The sequence below is a fragment of the Paenibacillus dendritiformis genome, assembly GCF_021654795.1.
Taxonomy (GTDB): domain Bacteria; phylum Bacillota; class Bacilli; order Paenibacillales; family Paenibacillaceae; genus Paenibacillus_B.
This window is the reverse complement of record NZ_AP025344.1, coordinates 1,920,972-1,942,017: the sequence shown is the minus strand read 5'-3', so window position 1 is coordinate 1,942,017 and position 21,046 is coordinate 1,920,972. Positions and strand designations below refer to the sequence as shown.

Sequence of the window (21,046 nt, the reverse complement as noted above, 5' to 3'; positions counted from 1 at the left end):
ATTTTGAAAGACACCGAGTGACCGTACAAGAAATGCTGCAAATCTGCAGGAAATTCACATCCTATTGCTTCATTCAGCCCATATCAGTGCCAAAAGCTGCTCTTTTGCAGCAATTTGCCCTCAAAGCGCTGAAACAAGCTAAAAATGCTGCATCTGAGCAGGATTCATGTCTCGTACGCCGGCGGACAATCGCTAGGTCATGCCTACTGCCCTTCTCTGACGGTCACATGACGAAAATAGCCAGACCCGCGAAGCGTCCGGAATCCCGGACATTATCCCCGCGCAGGCCTGGCTTATGTCTGTCAGAACCGACTCAGCAAAAACACAATAACGAAGAGAAGAGGAACTTCCCGACCATAGGGGAACCGTTTCAGCGGCGGCCAAAAGGCCGTTTTGCCCGCGGCGGTCCCAGAATCTCGGACCAGAGGACGCCCTTCAACGCCTCCTCCGGGCGAATCCCGACATTGGCCGCAGCCATGGCTTCCTTCTTGCTAGAATCCGCATTCCGCGGGGAACCGACCGGGCCCACCGCAGGCTTCATCGCCGCAATTCTCTCTTCCCGCATAATGCTGCCCGTCTCCCGCGTAATGCTGCCCGTCTCCCGGGAAACATAGGCTTCCGGCATCCCGGCTTGAGAGCTGCGATCCTCCGCATAGATCGGTCACTCGAAGGTTCTTTCACGGGGATTGAGCACAGAAAGCTGCAATTTTACAGCATTTTGAGAGACACCGAGTGACCGTACAAGAAATGCTGCAAATCTGCAGGAAATTCACATCCTATTGCTTCATTTAGCCCATATCAGGGCCAAAAGCTGCTCTTTTGCAGCAATTTGCCCTCAAAGCGCTGAAACAAGCTAAAAATGCTGCATCTGAGCAGGATTCGTGTCTCGTACGCCGGCGGACAATCGCTAGGTCATGCCTACTGCCCTTCTCTGACGGTCACGTGACGAAAAAAGCCAGACCCGCGAAGCGTCCGGAATCCCGGACATATACCCGCGCAGGCCTGACTTATGTCTGTCAGAACCGACTCAGCAAAAACATAATAACGATGAGAAGCGGAACTTCCCGACCATAGGGGAACCGTTTCAGCGGCGGCCAAAAGGCCGTTTTGCCCGCGGCGGGCCCAGAATCTCGGACCAGAGCACGCCCTTCAACGCCTCCTCCGGGCGAATCCCGACATTGGCCGCAGCCATCGCTTCCTTCTTGCTAGAATCCGCATTCCGCGGGGAACCGACCGGGCCCACCGCAGGCTTCATCGCCGCAATTCTCTCTTCCCGCATAATGCTGCCGGTCTCCCGCGATACATAGGCTTCCGGCATCCCGGCTTGAGAGCTGCGATCCTCCGCATAGATCGGATAAGACCGCTCTTCTTCGTCCATCTGATCCGGCTCGGCATCGCGCTCGTCCGGCTCGGAGTCCGGCCGGTTCCCCGCCGTATCGCCGCCGAAGCTCGGCATCCGATTGGCCGGCTTGTTGCCCTTCCGCAAGATGGAGAACACGAAGCCGATCAGAATGACGGCCAGAAATGGATTGTTCAACAGAAAACGCAATACCTTTTCAAAGATATCCATGGCTCATCGCCTAGCTTTCCGATTTGTTGTCGCTGCCGTTTTCGCCCATTTTGCCGAGCGTGCCGCGCATATGGGTGTCGGCTTCGATGTTTTTCAGGTTCATGTAATCCATGACCCCGAGCTTGCCTGTGCGAAGAGCATCCGCCATCGCGATCGGAACCTCGGATTCGGACTGAACGACGCGGGCGCGCATCTCGACGACGCGGGCCTTCATCTCCTGCTCTTCCGCGACCGCCATCGCGCGGCGTTCCTCCGCCTTCGCCTGAGCGATGCGCTTGTCTGCTTCCGCTTGCTCGGTCTGCAGATGCGCACCGATGTTCTTGCCTACGTCGACATCGGCGATATCGATGGACAGAATTTCGAACGCGGTACCGGCATCAAGACCCTTGCCAAGCACAGTGCGGGAAATAAGGTCGGGATTCTCCAAAACATCCTTGTGCGTGGAGCTCGAACCGACCGTCGTAACGATACCTTCGCCGACACGGGCGATAATCGTCTCTTCCCCGGCGCCCCCGACGAGACGGTCGATATTGGCGCGAACCGTAACGCGGGCGCGAACCTTGACCTCGATCCCGTCCTTCGCGACCGCAGCGACGATCGGCGTCTCGATGACGCGCGGGTTAACGCTCATTTGCACCGCCTGCAGAACGTCGCGGCCCGCCAAATCGATTGCGGCGGCACGCTCGAATTCGAGGCTGATGTTGGCCCGCTGCGCCGCGATAAGGGCGTTGACAACGCGGTCAACATTACCTCCGGCAAGGTAATGGCTCTCCAGTTGGTTGATGGACAAGCCAAGCCCCGCCTTCGTCGCCTTGATCATCGGATTGACGATCCGGCTCGGGGTTACCCGGCGCAGACGCATCGCCACCAGCGTAATAATGCCGATGCGGACTCCGGATGCAATGGCGGATATCCAGAGCATAACCGGGAAAAAGCTGAAAAACACACTCAGAGCGATAACAATAATCGCCCCGATTAATAGGGTGCTGACAATTGTTGAATCCATACGCAGTCAAACCTCCAATTGTAATATGTAAATGCGGGACTGCCGTATCGGCAGTCGATTCTTTTCAACGATACAATGAAAGCGTCCCAGGGTCAATGAATCATCTGGAGACACTAAGATTGTTCAAGAAGGCCGGTTCAGCCTCCTCTCTCATGAGCCTTCATGCGGGCTGACGACAATGCGCGCCCCCTCCGTCATCACGACGACGACCTGTTCATCCTTCGCGATAAATGCGCCGTCCGTGACAACGTCATATTTATGGCCTTCGAGTAAAATGGTCCCCGCCGGACGAAGCGGAGTAAGCGCCTTCCCGACCTTGCCAATCAGCTCCGTATGCTCGGCCGCGGATACAAAGCCTTGCTCCGTCGTAAGCGCATCCTTGAGGATGAACCGGTTCCAGATGCCGCGATGCTTGAAGATTCGCGCAATGATGACGACGACGATAACGGCTGCGACGAAAGCGATGCCCAGGGACATGAGCGCGTTCCCCGTATCGTAGGCCGCGCGGACGACCCCGGAGATCAAGCTGATCGCACCGAGGATGCCAAGAATTCCGAAGCTTGGAATAAACATCTCCAACGCCAGCAGCACTAACCCAATCAGCAGCAATACGATGGTCTCCACCCCCGCCAGTCCGGCAATAAAATGGCCAAAAAAGTATAAACCGAATCCCAGGATGCCCAGTATGCCCGGAACGCCAAAGCCTGGCACGATCAGCTCAATCGCCACGCCCGCGATACCGAGGAACAGGAGCAGGGTCGCAACCACCGGCGTTACGACATAGGAAGCGATCCGTTCGGCTGCCGAGGGCTCGATGTGAACGATTTGAGCGCCGTCAAGCTTCATTTGGGTCAGCAAATCCTGCACGGAAGAAGCTTCATATTCCAAATATCCGACCCGCTTCGCCTCTTGGACGCTCAGGGATAAAACCTCTCCCGGCTGCTTCGTGCGGTTCAACTGCGGAACCTCCACCTTGGCCTGCAGATCCGCCATCGCCGCAGCGATGTCGGCATCCCGGCCGTTCTTCTCCGCGGCGGATACCATCTGGCTGACCCACAGCGCGACGGCCTTCGGATCATCCACATAATTGTGAGACGAATCGACCAGCGCGGCAGAACCGATAGCGCTTCCCGGGGTCATCGCGATCTCATTGGCGCTGAGCGCCAGGAAGCTCCCCGCCGAAGCCGCCTTGCCGTGAACGAGCACGACCGTGCGGGCGGGGCTCCCGATAATCCGCTGGCTGAGCTCCATCGAGACATCGACATATCCGCCGGGAGTGTCCATATCGAAAATGACCGCTTCCGGTTGAAGCTGCTCCGCCTCCTCCAGCGCGCGGAACAGGAAAGACTTCATGACCGGGTCGACCGTCCCCTTGATTGGAATCACGACCGCGCTGCCCTTGCCCGCCTCTCCCTCGGCCTGCACCGGCGGGACAGCGGTTCCCAGCATGCCGGCCAGAACGGCCGCGGTCATCAGCCACAGGAGGCCTATGGCTGCAATTCGGTGCTTGAACGGGTGTTTCATCTCTCTAGTGTACCCCCTTCCCTATTCAGACAGTCTATGCAGTAATACGTTACAATCCTCACGTCCGTTCCAAGAAATCGCTAGAAAAAAACACTCCCTTTCGTGAAAAGGAGTGTTTTTGTTCGTTGCATAAGGCGGTCAAAGACGCTTACTGCAGATATTGTTGAACTATCGTATTGACCAGCTTTCCGTCGGCGCGCCCTTTTACCTTCGGCATCAGGGCACCCATCAATTTCCCCATGTCGGCTTTCGAAGAAGCACCGGTCTCTTGGATAGCCTTCTGTACAATCTCTTTAATCTCTTCTTCGGAAAGTTGGGCAGGAAGATACTGCGTCAAAATCTCGATTTCGTCTTTCAATGAATCAGCTAAATCGTCTCGGCCTGCGCTTTCAAATTGTTGGAGGGCATCTTTCCGCTGTTTGATTTCACGACCTAGAATCTCAAGCACTTCATCGTCATTCAAAGTTCTCTTAACATCTATCTCAACATTCTTGATCGCCGAACGTACCATCCGGATGGTGGAGAGTTTGAACTTGTCTTGACTTTTCATCGCTTGCTTCATATCTTCGTTCAATCGTTGGCTAAGATCCATTGGTGCTAATTCCTCCTAAAACTTTCTCTTGCGGGCAGCCTCGGACTTCTTCTTGCGCTTAACGCTTGGCTTTTCATAGTGCTTACGCTTTTTAACTTCAGCCAACACGCCATCTTTTGCAATGGAGCGCTTAAAGCGACGAAGTGCAGCATCGATTGTCTCGTTTTTGCGAACTTTCGTTTCAGACACCAGTTTTCCCTCCCTCCGACCAGACCGTCCAAGAACAACAACACGGTTATCAACCTACATTATATGTGATTGTAAAAGTGAGTGTCAACCTTGACGGCGCAATCTGTATAGATTTATGCATCGGAATGCAGTTACAGGGATCGGTCGCTGTCATCCCCTTCCTGCAAGCTACGCTTTCGGCCCGATCAGAGCACCCAGCGGCGCTCCTCCCAGCAGGTGATAGTGGAGATGGAACACAACCTGCCCGCTGTCCTTCCCGCAGTTGTTGATCAAGCGGTAGCCCGAATCGGCAATGCCCATATCGCGGGCGATCTGCTGGGCAGCCAGGTGGATTTCTCCCATCAGGACAGCATCCTCCGCTTGTACATCGTTCATCGTTGCGATATGCTTTTTGGGGATAATAAGAATATGTACAGGAGCTTGGGGCGTAATGTCGTGAAAGGCGACGACATGATCATTTTCCAGTACCTTTTTGGAAGGAATCGTACCTTCGATAATTTTACAAAAAATGCAGTCCATTTTTGAACGGCCTCCTTTTTATTTTTCTCACCATCTGATAGCGGATCAGTCGGTTATTCCGGATATTGTTATCATATCAAAAACGAAGGGCTCGTCCAACTGAAAGGAGGATATCCCGATGTCTTCACCTCATCAGCAGCCGGGGCGCCGCAGAGGGATGCGCATCCTTATCGGGGCCGCTGCCGTCCTGCTCGTGCTCGCCGCCGCTCTCGCCATCTATTTGCGCCCCTATCCCGCGGGCACCAAGGCGGAGCAGGCCATGGCTCCCAGCGAAGAGATCACCGTTGTGATGGAAGACGGCGTATTGCGGTTCGAGACGACCGCCGAGCCGGCGGCCAACTTCATTTTCTATCCCGGAGGCTTGGTCCAGCCGGAAAGCTACGCCGTGCTGGCGCGCTCCTTGGCGGAAAAAGGGGTCAATACGTATATTGTCGCGATGCCGCTCAACCTGGCGGTGCTCGACCGCGATGGCGCCAAACGGGCGCTTCCGCTGTTGAATGCCCACGGGATCAACATTATCGGCGGCCATTCGATCGGCGGCACGATGGCCGCCGAGTATGCAAAGAACAGCACGATCGACGTTCAGGGCATCGTCTTCCTGGCCTCATACCCCAACAGCGACCTCGGCGGCTTGAACATCCCGGTTCTGTCCATCTACGGCTCCCAGGACGGAGTGCTCGATCTGGAACGGTATACGAACAGTAAATCCTATATGCCGGATTCCTTCGAGGAGCATGTCATCGAGGGGGGCAATCACGCGCAATTCGGCGATTACGGCCTGCAAAAGAAGGACAAGGGGGCGACCATATCGGACGATGAGCAGATTCAGGAAACGGTGGGCACAATCGTCGATTGGATCGCAGCCCTCCACGAATCCGGAACGTAACCAGAGGCCTGCCTGCATCCGTCGCGACCGAAGCAGACAGGCCTTCTCCCGAGTCAATAATACGGCAGCAGCGCCAAGGCCGTCAGCGCGGCCAGCGGCAGAATCAACCGATTGAACGGCCGGTAGTAACCATACGGGAAAGCCCCCGGGTAATAACCGCCAAAATAATAGCCGGGATAGCCTCCGCCATAGAAGCCGTACGGCACAAAGGCGCGATCCATCGAAGCCCCCGCTCCCCCGTAATGCATCCATTGCCCTGCCGGAACCGCAAGGTACAGGTACTCGGCGTCCACTTTTTCCACAATGCCGTGATAACAGCAGCCGTCATAGGTGTGAACTTTCACATACCGGTGGATATGCTTCAGGCACAGTTCATACATCGGGTGCTTCCCGACGGGAGCCGGCTTGACACTCGGCTTCACGCCCGTTACCTTCTTCTCCATCACGCTCTCCCACTTTCTTCTTGAAAAGTTGATATACGCTACTGTATTCGCCCAATCGCCCAGAGGTGCGGAGAAGGGAACGGCTCCCGCGGGGTTGATTAAAAAAACGGCCTTCCGCCGAGAAAGCCGCAAGAACGGAAAACCTGTCCTTTGGAAGACAAAAAAAAGAGCACCTCGTCCCCCGCTCGCAAGCGGGCAGCGTCACGGACGCTATGAACGTAGTGCACCTGCAAGCGAAATGCGGCTGCAAAGAGCCTGCACCGCTTGCAGAAGCAGTACGGTCATCGAGGTGCCATTGGATAAGATGTCGGCTATCTGTATTATAACAGCGGCCTCCAACTGTTACTGTGACGAAGTTCACACTCCATGCGTTCGCGCCGTATCAGTCCGCTTCGTCCATTCGGATGCGGGAGCCGGCACCCGTCAGCTCCGCCGGCAGCACGCTCAGCTTGCGCGCCAAGCGGGCCCGCAGCTCCGGCACATGACTGATCACCCCGACCGCCAGCCGATCGTGGTGAAGCTTTTCCAGCGCGGTGACGACGGTGTCGAGCAGCTCGGGATCGAGCGTGCCGAACCCTTCGTCCAAGAAGAAAAATTCGAGCGGATACATTCCCCGCAATTGTATCTGGGCCGACAATGCCAGCGCGAGCGCGAGGGAGGTCAGAAAGGTCTCGCCTCCGGACAGCGTGGATACCGGCCGCCGGATGCCTCCGTTGCCGTCGTCCCGAATCACGAAGCCGCCGCCCGAATCGACTTCGAGCGCATACCGCTGCTTGGTCAAGTTTTTCAGCCGTTCCGATGCGGCCCGGCTGACCTGCATCAGCTGCTCCTCCGCGATGAACTCGACGAAGGCGTTGCCGCGGAATATGCTCTGAAGCTGCTGAAGTCTCCCCAGTTGCTCCTCCATGCGCAGCCGTTCGCCCTCAAGCTCCATCCAGCGCTCATGCTTGCTCCGGATATGCTCGGCGTCGCGTTCGGCCCGGGCACGGCTTCCAAGCGCCGCTTCGTCCCGTTCGACCGCCAGCTCCCACCGCTCCTTCGCTTCCTGCCACTCGGCGGCCGGCACGGTGCGGCCGCCAAGCTGCTCCGCCAGGCGGGCCAGACGCGCTTGAAGGTCGCGCAGCTCCTCGTCATATGCCGCCAGCCCCTCTTCCAGCTCCAGGCAGCGCTCCGGGGCGCGGCGCGCGGCCATTACTTCATCGGAAGCCTCGAACGGGGAAGCGGCCAGCTTCACGGCGAGACGCTCTCGCGCGCCGTCCGCGCGCTCGCCCAGGTCCGCGCGCTGCTGCTCCGCCAGCGCCGCGCTCCGTTCCGCCTCCCCCTGGGCCTGGCGCGCCGCTTCCGCTTCTCTGGCGGTGCGGGCGGCTTGTTCCCGCAGCGCATTCAGCCGCGCTTCGGTGTCGGCGGCCTGCCGTTCGATCGGCGGACCGTCCGCCCACGGCTCCAGCCGCTGCCGGTATTCGGACAGCAGCCGGTTGACGCCATTGAGCTCGGATTCCGCCTGAACCCGCTGCATCTCCGCCTCCTGGATTTCCGCTTCGAGCTGACGCAGCCGCTGCTGCATCTCCTCGACATAGGCGGCCCCTTTGTCCAGCCGGGCCCGGCAATCGTTCACGAAGGCTTCATCCTCGCGCCACCGCTCGGCGATCGCGTCCATCTCGCCCAAGCTCCAACCGGCCGGCTCATACCGGGCTGCCCATCGCTCCGCTGAACGGGCATATTCGGCTCCGGCCCGCTTCCATTCGGCCTCGCCTTCCCGCCGGGCCGCCTCGGCCGACTCATATGCCGACCATGCCTGCTGCAGCTCCCATTGGGTGTCGGCCATCCGCTGCATGCTCTGTTCCATGCCGCGCTCCCAGGCCGCGGTCCGCTCCTGCAGGCTCGGTATCCCCGCCTCCCAGGAGACCTCCGGTTCTTGCCCGCCCGGGCCGCCCAGGCCGCCCGGCCCGCCCGTTACCGGGCCGCCTTCCTCCAAGGCGGCCGCCATCTGCGCCGCCGCGGAAGGCAGGGAGGCAGCGCCCTCTTCCCAGAGGCGCATCATCGGCCGCAGCCGGTGGTTCATCTCCGCTATCCGCTCGCTCCATTGGCGCACCGCGCCGGCGCAGCGCTCCTTGCCCTGCTCGGCCAGCCTCACGGCCTCCCGGCGCTTGTCTCTCGCTTCCTCCCATTCCGGCCAGCCTTCGCGGACCGCTTCGGAAGAGGCGGGCATCCGCGCGGGGTGAGCATGGCACGTGGAGCCGCAGACCGGGCACGGCTGGCCGTCCTCCAGCCGGGAGGCCAGCTTGGCCGCCATCTCCTCGGCGGCCTGCTGCCACTGGCGTTCCCTCGCGGCCGCCAGCTCGCGTTCCGCTTCCTCCAGCGCATCGCTTGCCTGCGCATAGAGCCGCTGCCACGCCGACTCGAGACGCCGGCCCTCATGCGCCGCGGCTTGTCCGGCCAGCACATGGCCCGTTAACGTCTGCAGCAGCCCGATCCAGATCTGCCCGGCCTGCTCCGTCCGGGCGGCTTGCTTGCCGCAGCTCTCCTCCAGCTCCCGGCACCGGTCGTGCTGAAGCGCCAGCAGCTGCCGCTCGCTCACTGCCTGCTGGAACCGGTCGCGCTCCTCGGCCGGCTTCTCGCGGGCCTGCATCGCTTCGCGCAGCTCCGCCTGCCGGTCCGCCGCCTTCCGCAGCATCTCGCGGGCCCGGGCCGCTTCCGCTTCCGCCCGCTCTGCTCGGCCTGCGGCCTCGGTCCGCTTCGCGGTCCACTGCTCCGCCTCTTCCCGCAGCCGCACGCTGTCCTGATACAGACGGACCGCTTCCTGAAGGCGGGCATGGCGGCTCATCAGCTCCGGCTCCTCCGCCTCCTTGCGCCGGAGCGCATCGTCGGTCGCCCGAATCGCCTGCGCCGCCCGCTCCGCGGCGGCGGCTGCGGCGGCCCGGGCCGCCTCATGCCCGGCGGCCGCCTTCTCCAGCCGCGCTTCGAGCTCTTCCAGCTCGCTGACATACGGAAGCAGCGCCTCCGCTTCCCGCGCCCGATGCAGCTCTATCCGCTCGGCCGCGCGCTTCGGCCCCTCCTGCTCCAACTCGCCCCTTCTCGCGAGCAGCCGCTCCCGCTCCTGCAGGCGTTCCCGCAGCTCGCTCAGCTCCCGGTGTACCCGTTCCGCTTCCAGGCGGGCGGCTCTCGCCTCCTCGGCGTGGCGCACCGCGGCGGCCAACGCCGCTTCCGCCTCGCGGACCGCCTCTTCGGACGCGTCGCCCAGCCCTTGCTGCTCGGCCTGGCACGTCTTCAAGCGGACATCGGTTTCCTTCACGCGGCGGGCCAGCCGGGCAGCCAGCTCATCGCCGTATTTCTCCAGCGAGAACAGCCGCTGCAGCATCTGCCGGCGCTCGCTCCCCTTCAAGGAGAGGAACTCGGCGAATTTGCCCTGCGGCAGCACGACCGCCCGCGTGAAATCGTCCATCTTCAGCCCGATCTGCTCTTCCACGCAGCGGTTCACCTCCGCCAGCTTGTCCGCCAGCACGATATCGCCTTCCGGCCGGAGCTCGATGAAGCGGGTCAAGGTGCTCCCCACCGTCACGTCGCCGGTTCGCTTGAAGCGCCGCTCGACCCGGAACGTGCGCGGGCCGGCCGCGCCGTGCAGAGCGAAGGTAAAGGAAACCGACAGCATATTCTCCATCTGGTTCAAAATTCCCTGAGTTCCGCCCGACGCGCGCTCGACCTTGCCGTACAGCGCCAACGTCATCGCGTCGAGGATGGAGGATTTGCCGCTTCCCGTGGGGCCGAAAATGCCGAACAGCCCGGTCTCGCACAGCTTCCCGAAGTCGATCCGCTGCTCTTCCCGGTAGCTCTGCAGTCCGGCCAGCCTCAATTCGATCGGCTTCATGCGCTCTCCTCCTTCTCTTCGGCTTCGGGCTCAATCAGTTCAAGGAAGCAGGCGACAAGCGCGTCATCCGGCTGAGCGCCGCCGGTCTGCCGCTCATAGAAACGGCGGAACATCTCCTGCACCGGCAGCTCGCTCAGCCGCACCTGGTCTTCTGTCTCCCGTTCCGCTTCCGCATAGACCGGCCGGATATGAACGATGCCCTCATGGGCACGGCGCAGCTTCTGAATCTGATCCATCGTCAGGGCCTCGGTCAGCGTCAGGCTGACATCCAGCCAGGCGCGGCTGTCGCGTCCTTCCTCGATCCAGCGCATCACTTCCTCATAGCCTCCGCGGGCGTTCCATTCCGCAAGCGGACGGCCGGACGACAGATATCGCTCCTCGGGGACCGCTTCCGCGCCGGGCGCCAGATCGAGCAGCGTCACCGATTTGGCCTGCCCGGCCTCCGAGAAGCTGTAGGCGAGCGGCGATCCGCTGTAGCGGATAACGCCCGGCCCCTTGACGCGCTGGGGCCGGTGCAGATGCCCCAGCGCCGTATATTGGGGCGCGGCCGGCGCGCCCTGGCAGCCGAAGGCAGCCGGATCGACCGTGTAGGCGCCCCCGACCTGAATCGGGCGCTCCGAATCGGACTCCGCTCCGCCCAGCACATACAGGTGGCTCATGGCGAGATTGATCGCCGTGGGGCGGAACCGCCGCGCCTGCCGGGCCAGCAATTGCGACACGCGGGCGCTGTAGGCCCGGCGAACCGCCTGCTCCTCGGCCTCCTCCGACAGCAGCTCGCCCAGCCGCGCTTCCGACGGGTAGGGCAAGGCCGCGATAACCGCCTCTTCCCCCGTCCGCGCGCACGGCACGACGACCGCATCCAGCGTCGGCTGTCCAATAAGGAAGACGCCCCGCTCCCCGACGAGCGGAGCGGAGGCGGATAACCGGTCCGGATGATCATGATTGCCGGAAATAATGACGATTGGGCGTCTGCCCCCATCCGACAAGCGGGCCGCCGCTTCATAGAACAACTGCTCCGCGGCAGCCGGAGGGTTGACCGAATCATAGACATCCCCCGCGATCAGAACGAGATCGACCCGCTCCTCCTCCGCCATCGCCACCAGCTCATCGACGAACGCCGCCTGCTCCTCCAGACGGCTCCGCCCTTCCAGCGTCCGTCCGAAATGCCAATCCGCGGTATGTAAAATGCGCATGAATATCACCATCCTCGCCAATCGAAATCAAAAACCCTAGACGGGGCTAGCAGGCGGAGGAAGCCGCCCGCCGCTCCTCTTTACAGCTCGCAAGCCTGCTTGGCGTCGAAAAAGTAGAGCACCTTCCGCTTGACCGGCCGCTTCCAGATATCTTCGATCGCCCTCGCATACAGCTCCAGCTGGAAGCGGTAGTGCTCCGTCAGCCCGCGGAGGCCGCCCCGATGAGCCAGCACTTTGTCCGTCTTGTAATCGAGCAGAATCAGATCGCCGTTCCATTCGAACAGGCAATCGATAATCCCTTGCACGAGCACCGTCTCCCGATCGAGCTCCCCGGATGAATCCATTGCGGCGAAGGCCGGGGTCGCGACGAAGCGCGGCGCATTCCCCGATTCGGGAGCGCTCCCGCTTCTCAGCGCTTCGGCGGCGGCCGTCATCGACTCGCGCCGACGCAGGCCCTCGATCGTGTATGCTTCCGTTGCCGTGAGGCCATAGCTGAACGGCAGCTCCCGCTTCACCCACGACGCTTCGGCCAGCTGCCGGCCGACCTCGCTGTCGAAGAAAGCGGCGACGCTCTCCGCATCCAGCGCATCCGCCTGCATCCGGGTCATAATGAGCCGGGCTGCCAGATCGTCGAGAGTCTGATTCACCTCGTCCGCCGTCAGCCGGCGATCCAGCGGAAGATGCTGCATCAGCAGATGGTAAGCCGTCCCCCGCTCGACAGGCGTGATGCCGCGCCGTTCCATGAACCTCGGCCGCCGCAGATACAAAGTGCGGGACGGATCGGCATATGGACCGTTCGCCTGCTGATCGCCGCCAGCCTCCTCAGGCTCCGCGGCCGGTTCATTGACGCCCGCGCCCGCTGCCGTCTCCGCGAACTCTCGGCCCGCGGGGTCCGCCGCCATCTCAACCGCTCCTTCCCCGGGCCCTGCCGGATCGCCAATCCAGTCCTCCGGCGGCCAATCATCGGAAGCGGCCAACCGCTTCATCTCCGTGACGGATGTCTTCGACGGCAGCAGCGTCACGATGCGGTGCGGATCGCGCCAGGACAACCGCTCCCCGATTACCTCCGTCCAAGCGGAACGGGGGATCGCGTCACCCGTCTCCAGCCGGCGCAGCGCCTTCAGGCGGGCCACACGCTCTTCATCCTCCGGCATGTCCGCCAGACGTTCGCCCGCCGCAATGACGGATGCCGGGACGATCGCGAGCTGCCACCGGGACGGATCGTCCAGCAGACATTCTCCGTTCCGGTTCGGCAGGCCGGCATACCGGCGCCATTCGGCCGCGGCCGGGTGCCGGATGAGGGCAGGCCCGATCCAATCGAGATACGAGCGGGCTTCCGCCACCAAATAATCCGGCAGCAGCAGCCGCTCGGCATCAAGCGCCTCGCCCCATTTCCGAATCGACTTCTCCGCGTCCTGCACCGTGCCGATCAGAATGAGCTTCTCCTTCGGCCGGGTCAAGGCCACGTAGAGCACGCGCTGCTCCTCGGCCAGCAGCTCCAGCCTCATCTGCCGGCGAATGGCCAGATTCGGCAGCGTCGGATAAGCGACCCGCTTCTCCTCGTCGACGTACTTCGGACCGAAGCCGAGCTGCTTGTGCATCAGGAAGGACGCGTTCAAATCCTGCTGATTGAACCGCTTCGACAGCCCCGCGACGATGACGACCGGGAATTCGAGCCCCTTGCTTTTGTGAATCGTCATAATGCGGACGACGTCCTCCCGCTCGCCGAGCGCCCGGGCCGTCCCGAGATCCCCGCCCGTATCCCGCATCCGGTCGATGAACCGCAGGAAGCGGAACAGTCCCCGGATCGAGGACGATTCATACTGCCGGGCGCGATCATACAGGGCGCGCAGATTCGCCTGGCGCTGCAGGCCGCCGGCCAGTCCTCCGACCCACTCGTAGTACCCGGTCTCCCGGTACACCCGCCAGATCAATTCGGACAGCCGGCCTTGCCGCGCGGCATTCCGCCACTGCTCCAGGCGCTCGAGGAAGCGGTTCAGCTTCGCTTGCCAGTCCCCGCGGCCTTGCCGAAGGGCCGTATCCGCGCCCTCATCCGCTGACCGGGGAAGCTCCAGCTCTATCTGCGGCGGCGCCGCCGACGGAGAGCCGGGCTCCGCTTCCGCCCTCGCCGCTTCCATGACGGCGCAATAGAACGGCTTGCCTCGCCCGTACAGCCGAATCCGGGCCAGCTCCTCCTCCTTCAAGCCGACGATCGGCGAACGCAGCACCGCGGCGAGCGGGATATCCTGCTGCGGATTGTCGATGACGCGCAGCAGGGACAGCACGATCTCCACTTCCGTCGCCGTAAAATAGCCGGTGCTGAACTCGGCATAAGCCGGAATTCCTTCCCGTCTCAGCTCCTCCATCATCAGCGGCGCCCAGGCTTGGGTCGCCCGCAGCAGAATGACCATATCCCGGTACGTGACCGGGCGCATCCGCTTCTGATCCTTGTCGCACACGAGATAAGCGGGCTCCCCTTCGTCTCCTGTCATGCGGCGGATGCGCGAAGCGATTGCCCTCGCTTCCAGGCGCGCGGTCTCCAGCTCGGCGGCATCCCATGCGGCCCGTTCCGTCTCGCCGTCCTCCTCCTCCGCCGCTTCGTCCGCCGGAGCCGGCACGCCCTTGTCAATAAGCAGCAGTTCGGTAGCGAAATACGGCATGCCGAACTCCTCCCGGCCGCGGCGGCTCTCCGCCGCGATCTCCTCGGCGGACGGGTAGGACGCCCCGCATACGAGCTCGGCCGCGGAGTCATAAGTGAGTTCGGCTACGTCGGCGTTCATAATCTGGCGGAATACCATATTGACCGTATCGACGATGCCTTCGCGGCTGCGGAAGTTGCGGGCCAGATCGATGCGAATGCCTTGCCCGCGGCCTTTCTTCCCGTAGGAGACATACTTGCTCTGGAACAATCCCGGCTCCGCCAGGCGGAAGCGGTAGATGCTCTGCTTCACATCGCCTACCATGAACCGGTTGCCCCGTCCGGGACGGGTTATCAGGTCCACGATCGCTTCCTGGACCATGTTCGTATCCTGATACTCGTCCAGCAAAATCTCGGCGAACTGCTCCTGATACAGCAGCGCCGCCGCGGAAGGCACCGGCCGTTCCGGCGTGGAGGAAGGATCGCGCAAAATGCGGAGGCAGTAGTGCTCCAAATCGGCAAAATCAAGCCATCCCTTCGCCCGCTTGGCCGCCTCGAACCGGTCGCCGAACTCGCGCACGACCGAAGTCAGCGCTTCGAGCACCGGCCGGATTGAATGAAGCTCCTGCAGGAACTGCTCCGGCGTCCGGCGGAACAGCTCGTCGCGCACCTGCTGCAGGCGCTTCTTCGCCTGATCGCGCAGACGCTTCACTTGCTCCTGCAGCTCTTTGTCGTATTGATCCCCGCGGCAGGCCGCGAGCCGTCCGAAGCTCAGCAGCCCGAACGATTCATGCATCCGTTCCCACGGGACGGAGGAGGCGGCGTCAGCCAAGGCAGCCGCTCCGGCCAGCTCCTGCTCCAGCGCGGCGCGGTACGGCTCCGGACCGCCCGGAGCCGTCGTCAGGGCGATCGCCTGGCGCAGCAGCTCGACGATGCCGTTCAGCGTCAGCCGCGCCGCCGCCATAATGCTGTCCGCCCACGGGGAGCGGCCCAGCTCGGCGATGTCCGCGGGACCGAACGAAGCGGTCATGCTGTCCAGCCAGTCCTCCGGCCACGGATGGCTGCGGGAGAAATCATAGAGCCGGTGAACGAGCCGGAAAGCGGCTTCGTCATTGCGCTCTCCGCTGAACCAATCGACCATCCGCGCAAAGGCTGGATCCTTGCTGGCATAGCGCTCTTCGAAAAGCTCCTCCAGCACGTCCTGGCGCAGCAGCTCGATCTCGGTCTCGTTCGCGACCCGGAAGGCCGGATCCAACTGGACCGCCTGGAAATGCCGCTGAATCACCTCCAGACAGAAGGAATGCAGCGTCGTGATCGAGGCGCGGTTCAGCAGGGCGAGCTGGCGGCGCAAATGCTCCGAATCCGGGTTCGCCTCGAGCTTGCGCTCCAGCGCCAGCCGGATGCGCTCCCGCATCTCGGCGGCGGCCGCCTTCGTGAAGGTGGCGACGAGCAGCTGATCGACATGCAGCATCGCTGCCTCGTCGCTGATGCGGCGGATAATGCGCTCGACCAAGACGGCCGTCTTCCCGGAACCGGCTGCCGCCGCGACCAAAATGTTCTCGCCGCCGTCGACGATGGCTTGCCACTGCTCCTCGGTCCACGTGCTCTCGCGCGGCCTCGGCGGCAGCTCTGCCGTCCCTTCTGCTTCGCCCACAGACGCCGCTGCGGCGGTCAGAACGTGCGAATCGCTCTCCTGACCGGCGGCAGCGGCCGACGGCAAGCGGGAAGCCCCGCCAGCCTCGCCGCCGCTCTCATATTCCCGGCTATTCCGTTCATCGCGGTTCATGTCCATCGACCGCTTCGCCTCCCTTCAGCTTCGCCCATACTTCGTCTTTGCCCAGCCGCGGCAACAGTTGATATTGATTGCCGTCCACCAATTCGTCGAATTGGCAGACCGGCTTGTAGGAACAAAAATCGCATGCCGTCGCCGTGCCGCTCCGGTAAGGTTCGATCACCACATCGCCGTTCGTGATGCGCGTCCCGATATCCCGGATGACCGAACGGACGGTTCCCCGGAGCAGATCCCACTGCTCCTCCGTCGCGACGGAGGAATTGCTGTAGAACGATCCGTCCGCCTTCACCGCCAGCGGCAGCACCTGGGAATGCCCTTGCTCCACCGAACCGTCCATCAGACGCACGGCCTCGCGGTCGGCCAGGATGAGCCCTTTCATTTTGAATCGCTTCAGGAGCTGCTCGTAAGCCTGCTCCTCATTCAAGCCGTTCGCCGCCTGGAGGAGCGGATTGTGCACATGGAAATAAAGGGTTCCGGCGGCTGTCGCCTCCGTGCCGAGCCACTCCTCCGCAAAGGTAAGGAGCACGTCCAAATAGGTGAGCATCTGCAGCGACAGCCCGTAGTACACGTCATGGAGAGCCAGGTCCGTCTGGCTGGACTTGTAATCGATCACCCGCAGCAGGACGCCCCGCTCGCTCTCCGCCTTGTCGACGCGGTCGATGCGGCCGATAATCTCCATCGTGCAGCCGTTGTCCAGCGTGAAGCGAAGCGGCGGCAGCGGCTTGTCGGGACCGAAATCCATCTCCAGCGCCACCGGCTCGAATTGTCCCCGCTTGGCATGCTCGCCCATCACGGCCGCGGCCCGTCCGACGATGCGCTTCAGCTTGCCGGATATATGGCCGTACCGTTCGGAGCTGAGCAGAATCTCCCCCTGAAGCCGGGGGGCCAGCAGATCGACGATGCGATCCGCTTCCGCCTGGCATTCCTGGGGCGTCAGCTCCGCCCAGGAGCGGTGCTGGGCCTGCAGCTCGCCGGCAAAGCGGCTTAGCGCCGCATGGAATAGCTGGCCGATATCCGGCGCCTCCAGCCGATACAGCCTTCGTTCCTTCAGCTTCAAGCCATGCGAGGCGAAATGCGAGAACGGGCAGGCGACGAACCGCTCCATGCGGGAGACGCTCGTCCGCAGCAGCTGCCCGTACAGCTGCCGGCTCGTGCCGGCCGTCAGCGCCTGCGCCTGGTTGCGGTAGGCGAGCGATCCGAGCACCGTCTTCAGCCGCTCCCGCCAAGCCGGCTGCGCGGCGAACCACCGGTACACATCCCACCACAGATCCGCGATCGGGCGGCCTTGCCGCCATTCCCTCAACTGGGCGATCAAATGTCTCAGCGCCGCTTCCGGATAGGCGATGAAATCGGCCTGCTCCGCTTCCGGCACAAATTCATTCGGCTCCGCCAACAGGAGCTCCTCCTGCATGCCCGGGAACAGCCCCCGAATCTGCCGCACCGTCTCCGAAGGGAGCAGCGAGCGGCCTTCCTCGTCGGCCAGCGCGTAGCTGAGCCACAAGCTCTCGCTCGGAGAAGTGAAGGCATGATAGATGACGAACCGCTCGTCCAGCAGCTTGCGCCGGATGCCGGGCGCCAGCTCCATCCCGATCGCGAGCAGCAGATCCCGCTCATACTCGGTCAGCAGCCCGTCCTCGATCGGACGCGCAGGCATTACCCCGTCGTTCACGCCAAGCACATACAGATGCTTAATCTGGCTCGAACGCGTCCGATCCATGGACGCGATCAGCACCTGATCAAGCGCGGGAGGCACGAGCGCCAGCTTCACGCTCTCGAAGCCGGTCTCCAGCATCCCGGCGTACAGCTCGAGCGGCATCTTCTCTCCGCCAAGCATCTCCACCATCTGGTCCAAAATATCGAGCATCTCGCCCCAGATCTGGCGATGCTCCCGGGAAAGCTGCACATCCCCGTCCAGCAGCGCCTCCTGACTCATCCGCTCCAGCTTGTCCGGCACCCCGAGACGGATCCAGAACGTGTACAGCGCCTCGCACATGTCCTGCACATGCCGGCTTCGCGCGAGCGAGCGCTGCAGCGCGGAGAGGGGCTCGACAATCCGGCGGCGGCACTGCTCCGCCCATTCCGGGGCCTGCTCCGGCACGCTCTCGGCCTTCTCTTCGGCCGCCGGATCGTCGGGATCCAGCGACTGCCGCGGTTCGGCAGGCCACGGGCGTCCGTTGGTCCATTTCGATCCCTCGATGCCGCAGGCCAGCACGTAGTTCTCCAGCCGATCGAATGACTCCCTCGTCACGCTTCCGTCTTCCGGCAGGACGAAATCCGTCTTCACGAAGCGAAATACCGCGTCATAGCGCCAGTGGCCGATCAGGATGTCCAGCGCGGCGCGGGTCATCTCGACGAACGGATGATGGAGCACCGCTTGCTTCTGATCCGTGAAATAAGGAATGCCCGCATCGCCGAAGACCGTATCGATCAATTCCGCGTAATCCGGCAAGTTCCTGACCATGACGGCCATCTCCCGCCAGCGTACGCCCTCCTCCTGCGCCCGGCGCAAAATGTCGCGCGCCGCTCCTTCCACTTCCGCCCGGCGGTTGACCGCCGCATGAACGCGAATCTCCGCCCGCTCCCCGCCAGCGGAGGCAGAACGGTAAGCCGAACGCCGATCGAAATGGCGTTCCAGATGGGCGAGCATCGGCGAGGAAGCGAATCTTGGCAATCCGCCCTGTCCGCCCAGCTGTATGACCTCGCCCATATCGACGCCGAGCGTATCGGCGATGCTGCTCAGCTTGAGAAAGGTCGTCGCCGTAGGATGGAACAGGTTCAGCTCATGAAGCTCCTCGCCCAAGCCGTAAGGCCGATCCAGGCACAGCGCCACGGTCACATGGCGGGCATGGAGGAGCAGCGATGCCAGCACGGCATATTCCTGGGGCGTGAAGCCGTTGAAGCCGTCAATCCAAATCTCCGCCTGCCGGACATATTCCGAGTGCGGAATGCCTTCCGCCAAACGGACAAGCACATCCTCTCCGTCCAAATACTGCTGCTCCAGCTCGGTCTCGTACTCGCGCAGCACGGCGGACAAATCATGCAGCTTGGCCGACAGAAGGGGCTGGCCGTCCACATGCTCCTGGACGAACGCGGCATGCTCATCCAGCTCGGAAGCCTGGATCCGGTACCGCTTCATCTCGTCGAACAGATCATTCAATTTTTCGATGAAGCCGAATTGCTCCGCCGCTCCGGCGAACAGAGGCAGCTCGGGCTTGCGCCGCTGCAAAATTTTGTACAGCAGCATCTTCTTGCCTTCCTCGCCTATCGGCGTGAGCGCCGTGCCGCCGCTCTCCTGCATCACGCGGTACGCCAGGCGCCGGAAGCTCAGGACTTGCGTCCGCAGCATCCCCGACAGGCGCTCCGAAGTGACGAGCGCATGCTCCGCCTGGAACGTTCCCTGCTCGGGCACGAGCAGAATCATGGGCGGACCATCCGGCTGAGTCTCCAGCCTCCGCCGGATTTCATTCAGCAGATGCGCCGACTTGCCGCTCCCCGAGCGGCCGATTATAAAATGCAAAGCCAATGTATATCCCCCGCTTTCCCGTACGACTGCCAATAGATATGTATTCTGCCATGCCGTATGCAGGCTTTTTCCGCAAATGGCGTGTGTAAAAGTGTATTTACAAATCGCAAGAAAGGATTAAAAATAAGAATAAGTCCAAAAAGGCCGATTCCCGGTATTTCCTCATTAGACAGAGACTGCGCAAATCGTCTCTTTTACGGAAACCTTGCTTTATTATAGCATATTATCGCGAGCAGACTGGAACACACGTTTGGAATGTGCAGGAAGGAATTCAAGCCTCCGGCTGACGATGCCGCCGGAGAGAAAAGGAGGCACACCGCGTGATTCATATCGTGAATGGAGATATTGTGGCGGAACGGCTTCGTCCGATCGCCCGGGAGCGCTGGAACGAAGAAGTATGGGTCTATCGGGAGCTGCTGACCGAAGGACCCGTCTATCCCATCTTTGAACGTTATCTGGCCTATCGCGCGCTTCAATTGGAAAAAATGTGCGGCCTGCCCGCATCTCTCTACCTTCAAATGAGCAACGAACAGGAGCGGTCCTGGAAAGCGGACGTGCTGCGGCAACCGGAAATCGCGCTCTGGTTCGAGCATGATCTGTTCGATATCACGATGCTGCTGCGGCTGACGGAGCGCCTGTCCCGGGAGCATCCGGAAGCGGCCGTCTACTGGATCGGTATTTCCGCCTTGCCCGGGCACGACCGCTACCGCGGCTTCGGGGCCCTCGACGCGGACCAGTTGGCGCGCCGCCGCGAGCATGGGCTTCGGCTGGACGTGGAAGCGATCTCATGGATGCGCCATGCCTGGCTGGCGTATACGAGCCCGAATCCGCGCAAATTGGTGCGCTGGATCGACGAAGCCGGCTCAGTGGAAGCTCCTTATGACGCCGTCGTGGATGCGATGCGGTTCCATCTCCGCCGCTTCCCTTCGCGCGACGACGGGCTGGGCGTCGTGGAACGGCTAACGCTGGATGCCGTCGCCGATGGCTCCGGCTCCTTCCTGGAGCTGTATGAGCATATCCGGCCGCATGTGCCTGAATACGGACTCGGCGACATGCAGTATTGGGGCTATTTGCGCCGCTTGACTTCCGGAGAAGCCCCGCTATTGTCCCTGTCCGCGGCTTCCGAGCCGCTGCCGCAGCCGCTGCGGCCGGTCGAGCCGTCCGCCGGACGGCTGCTTCTCACCGAGGCGGGCCGTAGAGTGCGCAGCGGCGAGATCAATTGGGCCCGCGAACGGGGATATGCGCGCTGGCTTGGCGGCGCATTCGTCACCAATCCGGCGCCCTAAGCGCCGCCAGTCCATTCCGC

At 62.2% G+C, this 21,046-nt stretch carries 14 protein-coding genes; 2 read left to right on the top strand and 12 right to left on the bottom strand.

Annotation, left to right across the window (positions count from 1 at the left end):
- Nucleotides 1–370: 370 nt before the first annotated feature.
- The 7 genes from L6439_RS08510 to L6439_RS08480 all read right to left on the bottom strand — a co-directional run bounded on the left by L6439_RS08510 (nucleotide 371) and on the right by L6439_RS08480 (nucleotide 5,400).
- Nucleotides 371–625 (bottom strand): hypothetical protein, encoded by a 255-nt coding sequence (locus tag L6439_RS08510; protein ID WP_213469069.1) that lies wholly within the window; start codon nucleotides 623–625, stop codon nucleotides 371–373.
- Between the two features lie 459 nt (nucleotides 626–1,084).
- Complete coding sequence (locus tag L6439_RS08505; protein WP_213469068.1) at nucleotides 1,085–1,570, bottom strand: hypothetical protein; 486 nt, start codon at nucleotides 1,568–1,570, stop codon at nucleotides 1,085–1,087.
- Between the two features lie 10 nt (nucleotides 1,571–1,580).
- The gene (gene floA, locus L6439_RS08500) at nucleotides 1,581–2,576 is read right to left on the bottom strand and encodes a flotillin-like protein FloA (protein WP_168182788.1); all 996 of its coding nucleotides are present in this window, start codon (nucleotides 2,574–2,576) and stop codon (nucleotides 1,581–1,583) included.
- A 150-nt stretch (nucleotides 2,577–2,726) separates the two neighbouring features.
- On the bottom strand, nucleotides 2,727–4,100 hold the full coding sequence (locus L6439_RS08495; protein WP_213469067.1) for an NfeD family protein: 1,374 nt from the start codon (nucleotides 4,098–4,100) through the stop codon (nucleotides 2,727–2,729).
- A 148-nt stretch (nucleotides 4,101–4,248) separates the two neighbouring features.
- The gene (locus tag L6439_RS08490; RefSeq protein WP_006676232.1) at nucleotides 4,249–4,692 is read right to left on the bottom strand and encodes a GatB/YqeY domain-containing protein; all 444 of its coding nucleotides are present in this window, start codon (nucleotides 4,690–4,692) and stop codon (nucleotides 4,249–4,251) included.
- Nucleotides 4,693–4,707: 15 nt separating this feature from the next.
- The gene (gene rpsU / locus L6439_RS08485; RefSeq protein WP_005547957.1) at nucleotides 4,708–4,881 is read right to left on the bottom strand and encodes a 30S ribosomal protein S21; all 174 of its coding nucleotides are present in this window, start codon (nucleotides 4,879–4,881) and stop codon (nucleotides 4,708–4,710) included.
- A gap of 168 nt (nucleotides 4,882–5,049) precedes the next feature.
- Nucleotides 5,050–5,400 carry a histidine triad nucleotide-binding protein gene (locus L6439_RS08480; RefSeq protein ID WP_168182784.1) on the bottom strand — a complete coding sequence of 117 codons (351 nt, stop codon included), beginning with the start codon at nucleotides 5,398–5,400 and terminating at the stop codon, nucleotides 5,050–5,052.
- 118 nt (nucleotides 5,401–5,518) lie between these two features.
- On the opposite strand from L6439_RS08480, the gene L6439_RS08475 reads away from it, so the two are divergent.
- A complete protein-coding gene (locus L6439_RS08475; RefSeq protein ID WP_213469066.1) occupies nucleotides 5,519–6,286 on the top strand; it encodes an alpha/beta hydrolase in 768 nt (255 codons plus the stop codon).
- Between the two features lie 53 nt (nucleotides 6,287–6,339).
- On the opposite strand, the gene L6439_RS08470 is transcribed toward L6439_RS08475, so the two are convergent.
- The 5 genes from L6439_RS08470 to addB all read right to left on the bottom strand — a co-directional run bounded on the left by L6439_RS08470 (nucleotide 6,340) and on the right by addB (nucleotide 19,740).
- Complete coding sequence (locus tag L6439_RS08470) at nucleotides 6,340–6,729, bottom strand: hypothetical protein (RefSeq protein WP_374043156.1); 390 nt, start codon at nucleotides 6,727–6,729, stop codon at nucleotides 6,340–6,342.
- A gap of 382 nt (nucleotides 6,730–7,111) precedes the next feature.
- Nucleotides 7,112–10,594, bottom strand: a complete 3,483-nt coding sequence (locus L6439_RS29285; protein WP_213469065.1) for an AAA family ATPase — start codon at nucleotides 10,592–10,594, stop codon at nucleotides 7,112–7,114.
- Nucleotides 10,591–11,787: an exonuclease SbcCD subunit D gene (locus tag L6439_RS08455; protein WP_213469064.1), complete on the bottom strand. Its 1,197-nt coding sequence runs from the start codon at nucleotides 11,785–11,787 to the stop codon at nucleotides 10,591–10,593. The genes L6439_RS29285 and L6439_RS08455 overlap by 4 nt, the downstream gene beginning before the upstream one ends.
- A gap of 80 nt (nucleotides 11,788–11,867) precedes the next feature.
- The gene (addA, locus tag L6439_RS08450) at nucleotides 11,868–16,217 is read right to left on the bottom strand and encodes a helicase-exonuclease AddAB subunit AddA (RefSeq protein ID WP_213469063.1); all 4,350 of its coding nucleotides are present in this window, start codon (nucleotides 16,215–16,217) and stop codon (nucleotides 11,868–11,870) included.
- The gene (gene addB, locus L6439_RS08445) at nucleotides 16,198–19,740 is read right to left on the bottom strand and encodes a helicase-exonuclease AddAB subunit AddB (protein ID WP_213469062.1); all 3,543 of its coding nucleotides are present in this window, start codon (nucleotides 19,738–19,740) and stop codon (nucleotides 16,198–16,200) included. The genes addA and addB overlap by 20 nt, the downstream gene beginning before the upstream one ends.
- Before the next feature lie 320 nt (nucleotides 19,741–20,060).
- On the opposite strand from addB, the gene L6439_RS08440 reads away from it, so the two are divergent.
- Nucleotides 20,061–21,026 (top strand): DUF1835 domain-containing protein, encoded by a 966-nt coding sequence (locus tag L6439_RS08440; RefSeq protein ID WP_213469061.1) that lies wholly within the window; start codon nucleotides 20,061–20,063, stop codon nucleotides 21,024–21,026.
- The last annotated feature ends 20 nt before the right edge of the window (nucleotides 21,027–21,046 follow it).

Excerpts from the sequence above, each read along its gene's own strand:
- L6439_RS08510 (WP_213469069.1), bottom strand. The coding sequence starts at position 625 with ATGCCGGAAGCCTATGTTTCCCGGGAGACGGGCAGCATTACGCGGGAG.
- L6439_RS08505 (WP_213469068.1), bottom strand. The coding sequence starts at position 1,570 with ATGGATATCTTTGAAAAGGTATTGCGTTTTCTGTTGAACAATCCATTT.
- floA (WP_168182788.1), bottom strand. The coding sequence starts at position 2,576 with ATGGATTCAACAATTGTCAGCACCCTATTAATCGGGGCGATTATTGTT.
- L6439_RS08495 (WP_213469067.1), bottom strand. The coding sequence starts at position 4,100 with ATGAAACACCCGTTCAAGCACCGAATTGCAGCCATAGGCCTCCTGTGG.
- L6439_RS08490 (WP_006676232.1), bottom strand. The coding sequence starts at position 4,692 with ATGGATCTTAGCCAACGATTGAACGAAGATATGAAGCAAGCGATGAAA.
- L6439_RS08480 (WP_168182784.1), bottom strand. The coding sequence starts at position 5,400 with ATGGACTGCATTTTTTGTAAAATTATCGAAGGTACGATTCCTTCCAAA.
- L6439_RS08475 (WP_213469066.1), top strand. The coding sequence starts at position 5,519 with ATGTCTTCACCTCATCAGCAGCCGGGGCGCCGCAGAGGGATGCGCATC.
- L6439_RS08470 (WP_374043156.1), bottom strand. The coding sequence starts at position 6,729 with ATGGAGAAGAAGGTAACGGGCGTGAAGCCGAGTGTCAAGCCGGCTCCC.
- L6439_RS29285 (WP_213469065.1), bottom strand. The coding sequence starts at position 10,594 with ATGAAGCCGATCGAATTGAGGCTGGCCGGACTGCAGAGCTACCGGGAA.
- L6439_RS08455 (WP_213469064.1), bottom strand. The coding sequence starts at position 11,787 with ATGCGCATTTTACATACCGCGGATTGGCATTTCGGACGGACGCTGGAA.
- addA (WP_213469063.1), bottom strand. The coding sequence starts at position 16,217 with ATGGACATGAACCGCGATGAACGGAATAGCCGGGAATATGAGAGCGGC.